Below are 3,769 nucleotides of genomic sequence, written 5' to 3'. Positions count from 1 at the left end.
GTGTAAAAGGTACTAATCATGATGCCAGTGATCTGGACATTGTCGTTCACTTCCCCGATGGGCAAGACGAGCATGATAGTTTCGATCAGTTAACGGCATTTAATGAAGCCTTACGTGACTCCAACATACCCATAATTGTGCAGGCACTGTCCTGGTCTGCTATATCAGAGTCTTTTAAAACCAATATTAAATCCTGCTATCAAGTGCTTTGTCTGGTTTGAAGACAGGGAAAGATTATGACAGCCCCTGCTATTTTGCAGCTCGGCAGTGTTGATGGCTGAGCAGTTGAGTAAGGCCAATCCGAAGCATTAGCACAATGAGCTTAACTGGAATATGGAAAATATTGCCTGGCATACTCACAGGGTTTCTAAAGAAGCACGTTCGAACCTGAAATCGCAAAAGCCCTGCCTGATCTGGTTTACCGGCCTGAGTGGCTCAGGTAAGTCTACCGTTGCTAATGCAGTTGACGCTCTTCTGCATGAACAGGGTTATCATACCTATGTATTGGACGGTGATAATGTTCGGCATCGTTTGAACAAGGATCTGGGCTTTAGCGATAATGACCGGGTTGAAAACATTCGCCGTATAGGTGAGGTCTCAAGCCTGTTAGTTGATGCCGGCCTTATTGTTCTGAGTGCGTTTATTTCTCCATTCACATCTGACAGAAGAATGGTCAGAAATATGCTGCCTGAAGGCGAGTTCATCGAAGTGTTTATCAACACTCCATTGGATGTCTGTGAGCAGCGTGATCCCAAGGGTCTTTATCAAAAGGCCAGAGCAGGTGAAATCGTAAACTTTACGGGCATTGATTCCCGTTATGACGTGCCTGAGAACCCGGAGATTGTCATTAATACAGCAGAAATGCGCCTTAAGGAATGCACTCAAGTGGTTCTTGATTATCTGGTTGAGAAGAAACTGCCACGGAACTCAGAACTGGATGAAAAAACGGTTGGAAATGGGCTGTAAGGCTTAAAGGTTGTTCAGTGTTGAACCGTTTTAGCCTTGTCATATTAATGTGGATTATTCGACCGTCAAGCATTCTTGCGCACAATGCAAAAATTCACCTGTTGTACGTTTTTTCTGTTATGGTAGTTGCCGGATTAATGCAACGGGTGCATTTTAAATCAGCAAAATGCCCAAGGCATCTGATCGTAATAGTAGATAATTCACTGTAATTCAGTATCTATTCAAAATACCGATAAAGCCTTTTATCCACCTTTTAACCTTTTTCTATCAAATAGCTGTGACTCCATTGCCGTCTTCTTTAAAGCCAAAACCCGCTTTCATTACTTTTTCTCGCGGGATAAGTCAAGCAGGAGAGTTAACTACTCTCTTGCAGTGCGATCGCATAGAGAAGAAAAAGTCTTACACGAAAATACAACCTTCTCATGTTGTTGTGGGGTGGGGCAAAAAAGCCAACACAGAAAAAGCTGTAAAACTTGCAGAAAAGCATCAGGTACCCTACTGGCACCTTGAAGACGGCTTTATCAGCTACCTGGGCCACCCTGCCCTGGGTGACAAACGCTTTGCTCTGATCGTTGATAAACAGGGCATTTATTACGACGCTAACTGCCCTTCTGATATTGAAGCGCTTCTCAATCGTCCCGACTGGTTCAACGCAGAATTACGAGATCGGTCTTCAAACCTTCTGGCTCAGATTACTGACAACAAAATCACTAAATATAATCATGAGCCTATAGATGGCTGGAAGCCTGAAGCTGAAGGGCTGAAACGTGTTCTTGTGGTTGATCAGACTTACGGAGACTGTTCCGTCAAGTTTGGAGTAGCGGATGACTCCAGCTTTGAGAAAATGCTGGATGCGGCGCTTGCGGAGAATCCGGATTCTGAAATCTGGATAAAAGTTCATCCTGATGTTGTTCTGGGTACCAAAAAGGGTTATCTCGGCAGCCATCTTCCTGATAATCCCAGAATACATATTCTTGCGGACAAGGTGAATGCTCAGTCTCTTTTCCCCTACTTTGAAAAAGTCTACGTCGTTACCTCTCAATTAGGATTCGAAGCACTCTGGCACAAGAAAAATGTCGTTTGTTTTGGTGTCCCTTTTTACAGTGGCTGGGGGTTAACCGATGACCGGGTTCCCTGCCCTCGTCGGAAACAAACGCATACTATTGAAAGCCTCTTTGCTGCAGCCTGCCTGAAGTACACTCGTTATATTGATCCGGAAACTTTTGAACGGTGTGAGCTGGAAAATATTCTTGAGCTTATCGTCCTGCAGAGAACTTCACGGAGCCAGCCCGTCAACACACTCTATGCGGTGGGCTTCAGCTTATGGAAAAGAGCCTTTTTAAAGCATTTTACTGAAGCGATTTCAGAAAAGGTTTTGTTTGTAAAATCGGTTCAGCAAGCTGAAGCGAAGACGAAACCTGATGATGGCATTTTAGTTTGGGGAGCCAAACATCATGATTATAAACCGCCATCGAATATTAAGCTTTTCAGAGCTGAAGACGCCTTCATTCGTTCAGTAGGTCTGGGGGCTGACCTGCGCAGACCCAGCTCTTTGATTCTGGATCAGACGGGCATCTATTTTGATGCTTCACGACCCTCTGATCTCGAAACTGCAATCAACACCATTGAGCTCAATGATCAGCAACTCCTGCGGGCAAAAGCTTTACGTAAGACCCTGAAAGAACAACGAATCAGCAAATATAATCTGCAAGGCTCGCAGCAATGCCTGTTTGAGTCAGTCAGAATGGATCAGCGAAAGATACTGATTACAGGTCAGGTGGACAGCGATGCTTCTATCCAATGGGGCAGCCCTGAAATCTCATCCAATCTTGAGTTGATTAAGGCGGTCAGAACCCACGCGCCTGATGCTTTTATTGTTTACAAGCCCCATCCGGATGTTCTTTTAGCAGGGAGGGAGGGTCATATTCCCGAGAGTCTGGCCCTGGACTGGGTCGATCATGTTGTACTGGATGGTGATATTTTTGATTGTATTGAGCAATGTGATGAACTGCACGTCATGACCTCTCTGGCAGGTTTTGAAGCCCTGACACTTGGAAAAACAGTCCATTGCTGGGGCCAGCCTTTTTATGCAGGATGGGGAGTAACCGTTGATCACTTGATCTGCAAAAGACGCCATCGCAAAAGAACTTTAGACGAACTGATCTATTTTGCTCACTGTCATTACCCCATGTATATCAACTGGCAAACCCAGAGGTATACGACACCAGAGAGGGTTATTGCTTCGATCGAACGAGAACGTTGTTCAACAGCTGAAAATCGTCACTTTATGATCCAATGGTTAAGCAGAAAACGACGAAAGCTGGGCTATTTGATAGAAGCTTTGTTTAGTTAGATATTTCTTATGGTCTCAGTGGGAAACCAGGGGTCGGAAGCATCAGCTAACAAATTGGTACTCATGATTTCCTCCTGAAGGGGAACGTCACAGCCAGAAAACTCAACTTAACCACCTGTCCAGTGTATGGGATCCACTATACCTTGAGGAGTGTTATGCTAATGACACAACCATCTCTCAAAGAGAAGATATGCACGCCAGTTTAGATGCTTCTTATATTGAAGAGTCACTTAGAGCAGCATTTGGAGAAACTCTGCAGGGTATCGTTTTGTATGGCAGTCAGGCGACTGGGCATGCCACAGCCGGAAGCGATATAGACTTAGCGGTCTTAATCTCTGGGCAAACCTCTCAACAGCTTTTGTGGGATAAAGCACAGGAGCTTGCTTGCCACTTTATTGACATCCTCTCGCCCCTGAAGGAGCGAGATTCCCGTTAGTCACCTAACAGGCT

Annotated in this window: 4 protein-coding genes; all 4 read left to right on the top strand. The window is 45.0% G+C overall.

What is annotated here, in order from left to right; genetic code table 11:
* On the top strand, positions 1 to 221 hold a 221-nt coding region (locus tag KDK18_RS02560; RefSeq protein ID WP_257252973.1), incomplete at its 5' end, for a hypothetical protein.
* Between the two features lie 112 nt (positions 222 to 333).
* Positions 334 to 966, top strand: a complete 633-nt coding sequence (gene cysC, locus KDK18_RS02555) for an adenylyl-sulfate kinase (protein ID WP_257252972.1) — start codon at positions 334 to 336, stop codon at positions 964 to 966.
* A 367-nt stretch (positions 967 to 1,333) separates the two neighbouring features.
* Positions 1,334 to 3,319, top strand: a complete 1,986-nt coding sequence (locus KDK18_RS02550) for a capsular polysaccharide biosynthesis protein (RefSeq protein WP_257252970.1) — start codon at positions 1,334 to 1,336, stop codon at positions 3,317 to 3,319.
* Between the two features lie 190 nt (positions 3,320 to 3,509).
* On the top strand, positions 3,510 to 3,755 hold the full coding sequence (locus KDK18_RS02545) for a nucleotidyltransferase domain-containing protein (RefSeq protein WP_257252969.1): 246 nt from the start codon (positions 3,510 to 3,512) through the stop codon (positions 3,753 to 3,755).
* Positions 3,756 to 3,769 lie beyond the last annotated feature (14 nt).

Source organism: Endozoicomonas sp. SESOKO3, from assembly GCF_024606255.1.
Note: the sequence above shows the minus strand (reverse complement) of the source record. Positions and strands in the feature narration are given on the sequence as shown.